This window comes from Cupriavidus sp. 10L45 (assembly GCF_056395225.1).
This window is the reverse complement of record NZ_JBFTJC010000025.1, coordinates 1-5580: the sequence shown is the minus strand read 5'-3', so window position 1 is coordinate 5580 and position 5580 is coordinate 1. Positions and strand designations below refer to the sequence as shown.

The window sequence follows — 5580 nt, the reverse complement described above, 5'->3', positions numbered from 1 at the left end:
GGGTGGTCGGGCTGAGGAGTTTTCCAGCGCTGACCGCAGCGAAAAAAACTTCGCTGACCTGTTGACGAAACGCAGGTTGTTCTTCATAATCTCGTTTCTCTGCTGCGACGCAAACGACGCAGCGCAGACAAGCAGTACCGCCCCCGGCAAAGCCGGTGTGGCCAGTTCTTTAACAACCAAACAACCGATAAGTGTGGGCGCTTGATGGCGAACGCCGCGTGGACTTCGGTCTGCGTGTTGCTTCAAAAGTTATTAAGTGCTCGCACAGTAAAACATGTTCGGTTCGTTCTTCGGAATGGATCGAGTCAGTTTTCTGAGAGTGAGCGACCGCTCGAAAGAGCGAGGTGCTTCGGCACCACACAGGTATTGAACTGAAGAGTTTGATCCTGGCTCAGATTGAACGCTGGCGGCATGCCTTACACATGCAAGTCGAACGGCAGCACGGGAGCAATCCTGGTGGCGAGTGGCGAACGGGTGAGTAATACATCGGAACGTGCCCTGTTGTGGGGGATAACTAGTCGAAAGATTAGCTAATACCGCATACGACCTGAGGGTGAAAGCGGGGGACCGAAAGGCCTCGCGCAATAGGAGCGGCCGATGTCTGATTAGCTAGTTGGTGGGGTAAAAGCTCACCAAGGCGACGATCAGTAGCTGGTCTGAGAGGACGATCAGCCACACTGGGACTGAGACACGGCCCAGACTCCTACGGGAGGCAGCAGTGGGGAATTTTGGACAATGGGGGCAACCCTGATCCAGCAATGCCGCGTGTGTGAAGAAGGCCTTCGGGTTGTAAAGCACTTTTGTCCGGAAAGAAATGGCTCTGGTTAATACCCGGAGTCGATGACGGTACCGGAAGAATAAGCACCGGCTAACTACGTGCCAGCAGCCGCGGTAATACGTAGGGTGCGAGCGTTAATCGGAATTACTGGGCGTAAAGCGTGCGCAGGCGGTTTTGTAAGACAGGCGTGAAATCCCCGGGCTCAACCTGGGAATTGCGCTTGTGACTGCAAGGCTAGAGTACGTCAGAGGGGGGTAGAATTCCACGTGTAGCAGTGAAATGCGTAGAGATGTGGAGGAATACCGATGGCGAAGGCAGCCCCCTGGGACGTGACTGACGCTCATGCACGAAAGCGTGGGGAGCAAACAGGATTAGATACCCTGGTAGTCCACGCCCTAAACGATGTCAACTAGTTGTTGGGGATTCATTTCCTCAGTAACGTAGCTAACGCGTGAAGTTGACCGCCTGGGGAGTACGGTCGCAAGATTAAAACTCAAAGGAATTGACGGGGACCCGCACAAGCGGTGGATGATGTGGATTAATTCGATGCAACGCGAAAAACCTTACCTACCCTTGACATGCCACTAACGAAGCAGAGATGCATTAGGTGCTCGAAAGAGAAAGTGGACACAGGTGCTGCATGGCTGTCGTCAGCTCGTGTCGTGAGATGTTGGGTTAAGTCCCGCAACGAGCGCAACCCTTGTCTCTAGTTGCTACGAAAGGGCACTCTAGAGAGACTGCCGGTGACAAACCGGAGGAAGGTGGGGATGACGTCAAGTCCTCATGGCCCTTATGGGTAGGGCTTCACACGTCATACAATGGTGCATACAGAGGGTTGCCAACCCGCGAGGGGGAGCTAATCCCAGAAAATGCATCGTAGTCCGGATCGTAGTCTGCAACTCGACTACGTGAAGCTGGAATCGCTAGTAATCGCGGATCAGCATGCCGCGGTGAATACGTTCCCGGGTCTTGTACACACCGCCCGTCACACCATGGGAGTGGGTTTTGCCAGAAGTAGTTAGCCTAACCGCAAGGAGGGCGATTACCACGGCAGGGTTCATGACTGGGGTGAAGTCGTAACAAGGTAGCCGTATCGGAAGGTGCGGCTGGATCACCTCCTTTCCAGAGGCTTGTGTTCACAAGTCAAGCGTTCACACTTATCGGTTTGTTTGCTGTTACAGCCAAGGGTCTGTAGCTCAGGTGGTTAGAGCACCGTCTTGATAAGGCGGGGGTCGTAGGTTCAAGTCCTACCAGACCCACCAAGTTATCCGGGGGATTAGCTCAGCTGGGAGAGCACCTGCTTTGCAAGCAGGGGGTCGTCGGTTCGATCCCGTCATCCTCCACCACTTACCTTGGTTGGTTTGCCAAATGAAAGCACTTAGCGCGAAGGCGCTGTGAGTGCTTTCATTTGGCATTGCCAAGCGATTGGATTCAMTGAATCCGTCGGCTGTTCTTTAACAATATGGGATGTAGTAAAGGTGTCGCGCGAGCGTTGATGAGACGCTGAATTATCCAACGCGATACCGGGTTGTGATTGTATCAACCAAAATGTATTTAAAGTGATCGAAAGATGACTTGGAATACGGCACAAACGCGAGAACTCAGACCTATGGTGAGTCGTGTGCTTRAGCGAAAGCTGAGACACACTCGTTATAGGGTCAAGCGAACAAGTGCATGTGGTGGATGCCTTGGCGATTACAGGCGATGAAGGACGCGGTAGCCTGCGAAAAGCTTCGGGGAGCTGGCAAACAAGCTTTGATCCGGAGATGTCCGAATGGGGAAACCCGGCCCTTATGGGTCATCCCTGACTGAATACATAGGTCAGGGAAGCGAACGCGGCGAACTGAAACATCTAAGTAGCTGCAGGAACAGAAATCAACCGAGATTCCCAAAGTAGTGGCGAACGAAATGGGAAGAGCCTTGTACTCTTTAGCAGCATTGTTAGCAGAACGGGATGGAAAGCCCGGCCATAGCAGGTGATAGCCCTGTATGCGAAAACAGCGTTGTGGAACTAGGTGTACGACAAGTAGGGCGGGACACGTGAAATCCTGTCTGAAGATGGGGGGACCATCCTCCAAGGCTAAATACTCGTAATCGACCGATAGTGAACCAGTACCGTGAGGGAAAGGCGAAAAGAACCCCGGGAGGGGAGTGAAATAGATCCTGAAACCGCATGCATACAAACAGTCGGAGCCTGGAAACGGGTGACGGCGTACCTTTTGTATAATGGGTCAGCGACTTACATTCAGTGGCAAGCTTAACCGATTAGGGAAGGCGTAGCGAAAGCGAGTCCGAATAGGGCGTTGAGTCGCTGGGTGTAGACCCGAAACCAGATGATCTATCCATGGCCAGGTTGAAGGTGCGGTAACACGTACTGGAGGACCGAACCCACTAACGTTGAAAAGTTAGGGGATGAGCTGTGGATAGGGGTGAAAGGCTAAACAAATCTGGAAATAGCTGGTTCTCTCCGAAAACTATTTAGGTAGTGCCTCGTGTCTCACCTTCGGGGGTAGAGCACTGTCATGGTTGGGGGGTCTATTGCTGATTACCCCGCCATAGCAAACTCCGAATACCGAAGAGTGCAATCACGGGAGACAGACATCGGGTGCTAACGTCCGGTGTCAAGAGGGAAACAACCCAGACCGCCAGCTAAGGTCCCCAAATATAGCTAAGTGGGAAACGAAGTGGGAAGGCTAAAACAGTCAGGAGGTTGGCTTAGAAGCAGCCACCCTTTAAAGAAAGCGTAATAGCTCACTGATCGAGTCGTCCTGCGCGGAAGATGTAACGGGGCTAAGCTATATACCGAAGCTGCGGACGCACAGTAATGTGCGTGGTAGGAGAGCGTTCTGTAAGCCTGTGAAGGTGTCTTGTAAAGGATGCTGGAGGTATCAGAAGTGCGAATGCTGACATGAGTAGCGATAAAGGGGGTGAAAGGCCCCCTCGCCGTAAGCCCAAGGTTTCCTACGCAACGTTCATCGGCGTAGGGTGAGTCGGCCCCTAAGGCGAGGCAGAGATGCGTAGCTGATGGGAAGCAGGTTAATATTCCTGCACCGTCGTATGATGCGATGGGGGGACGGATCGCGGAAGGTTGTCCGGGTGTTGGAAGTCCCGGTCCCTGCATTGGAGAAGGCGCTTAGGCAAATCCGGGCGCGTAATTCAAGGATGTGGGGCGAGCGGCCTTGAGCCGCGAAGCAATTGGAAGTGGTTCCAAGAAAAGCCTCTAAGCTTCAGTCATACGAGACCGTACCGCAAACCGACACAGGTGGGCGAGATGAGTATTCTAAGGCGCTTGAGAGAACTCGGGAGAAGGAACTCGGCAAATTGGTACCGTAACTTCGGGATAAGGTACGCCCTTGTAGCTTGACTGGCCTGCGCCAGGAGGGTGAAGGGGTTGCAATAAAATGGTGGCTGCGACTGTTTAATAAAAACACAGCACTCTGCAAACACGAAAGTGGACGTATAGGGTGTGACGCCTGCCCGGTGCCGGAAGATTAAATGATGGGGTGCAAGCTCTTGATTGAAGTCCCGGTAAACGGCGGCCGTAACTATAACGGTCCTAAGGTAGCGAAATTCCTTGTCGGGTAAGTTCCGACCTGCACGAATGGCGTAACGATGGCCACACTGTCTCCTCCCGAGACTCAGCGAAGTTGAAGTGTTTGTGATGATGCAATCTCCCCGCGGCTAGACGGAAAGACCCCATGAACCTTTACTGTAGCTTTGCATTGGACTTTGAACCGATCTGTGTAGGATAGGTGGGAGGCTTTGAAGCGTGGACGCTAGTTCACGTGGAGCCGTCCTTGAAATACCACCCTGGTTTGTTTGAGGTTCTAACCTTGGCCCGTGAATCCGGGTCGGGGACAGTGCATGGTAGGCAGTTTGACTGGGGCGGTCTCCTCCCAAAGTGTAACGGAGGAGTTCGAAGGTACGCTTGGTACGGTCGGACATCGTACCTAAAGTGCAATGGCAAAAGCGTGCTTAACTGCGAGACTGACAAGTCGAGCAGGTGCGAAAGCAGGACATAGTGATCCGGTGGTTCTGAATGGAAGGGCCATCGCTCAACGGATAAAAGGTACTCTGGGGATAACAGGCTGATACCGCCCAAGAGTTCATATCGACGGCGGTGTTTGGCACCTCGATGTCGGCTCATCTCATCCTGGGGCTGTAGCCGGTCCCAAGGGTATGGCTGTTCGCCATTTAAAGAGGTACGTGAGCTGGGTTTAAAACGTCGTGAGACAGTTTGGTCCCTATCTGCCGTGGGCGTTGGAATCTTGACGGGGGCTGCTCCTAGTACGAGAGGACCGGAGTGGACGTACCGCTGGTGTACCTGTTGTCTCGCCAGAGGCATCGCAGGGTAGCTATGTACGGAAGAGATAACCGCTGAAAGCATCTAAGCGGGAAACTCGCCTGAAGATGAGGATTCCCTGGAGGCTTGACCTCCTTGAAGGGTCGTTCGAGACCAGGACGTTGATAGGCTGGGTGTGGAAGCGCAGTAATGCGTTAAGCTAACCAGTACTAATTGCCCGTAAGGCTTGATCCTATAACCAGTGTGTCTTRCCTGGTGTAGCGGTTCGCCGCCTTGTGCCACGATGGTACAAACACAACCAATCTTTACTACTCCCAGATTCGCCGTGCTGACATGCGTCAGCGCGGCAACCCCTCATGCCTGGTGACCATAGCGAGTCGGAACCACCCCTTCCCATCCCGAACAGGACCGTGAAACGACTTTGCGCCGATGATAGTGCGGACTACCCGTGTGAAAGTAGGTCATCGCCAGGCTCTTATACCCAGAACCCCCAGCCCCA

General features: G+C 53.3%; 1 protein-coding gene, 2 tRNA genes and 3 rRNA genes. All 6 read left to right on the top strand.

Annotation, left to right across the window (positions count from 1 at the left end; translation table 11 throughout):
- The coding region (locus AC1DFU_RS27455; RefSeq protein WP_441593826.1) for a hypothetical protein at positions 1–205 on the top strand (205 nt) is incomplete at its 5' end.
- 163 nt (positions 206–368) lie between these two features.
- Positions 369–1900: ribosomal RNA gene (locus AC1DFU_RS27450) — 16S ribosomal RNA — on the top strand.
- Between the two features lie 63 nt (positions 1901–1963).
- Positions 1964–2040: transfer RNA gene (locus AC1DFU_RS27445), tRNA-Ile, on the top strand.
- An 8-nt stretch (positions 2041–2048) separates the two neighbouring features.
- Positions 2049–2124, top strand: a tRNA-Ala gene (locus tag AC1DFU_RS27440).
- Between the two features lie 310 nt (positions 2125–2434).
- Positions 2435–5315, top strand: a 23S ribosomal RNA gene (locus tag AC1DFU_RS27435).
- Positions 5316–5440: 125 nt separating this feature from the next.
- A 5S ribosomal RNA gene (gene rrf / locus AC1DFU_RS27430) occupies positions 5441–5554 on the top strand.
- Together the 16S, 23S and 5S rRNA genes with 2 tRNA genes alongside form the textbook arrangement of a ribosomal RNA operon.
- The last annotated feature ends 26 nt before the right edge of the window (positions 5555–5580 follow it).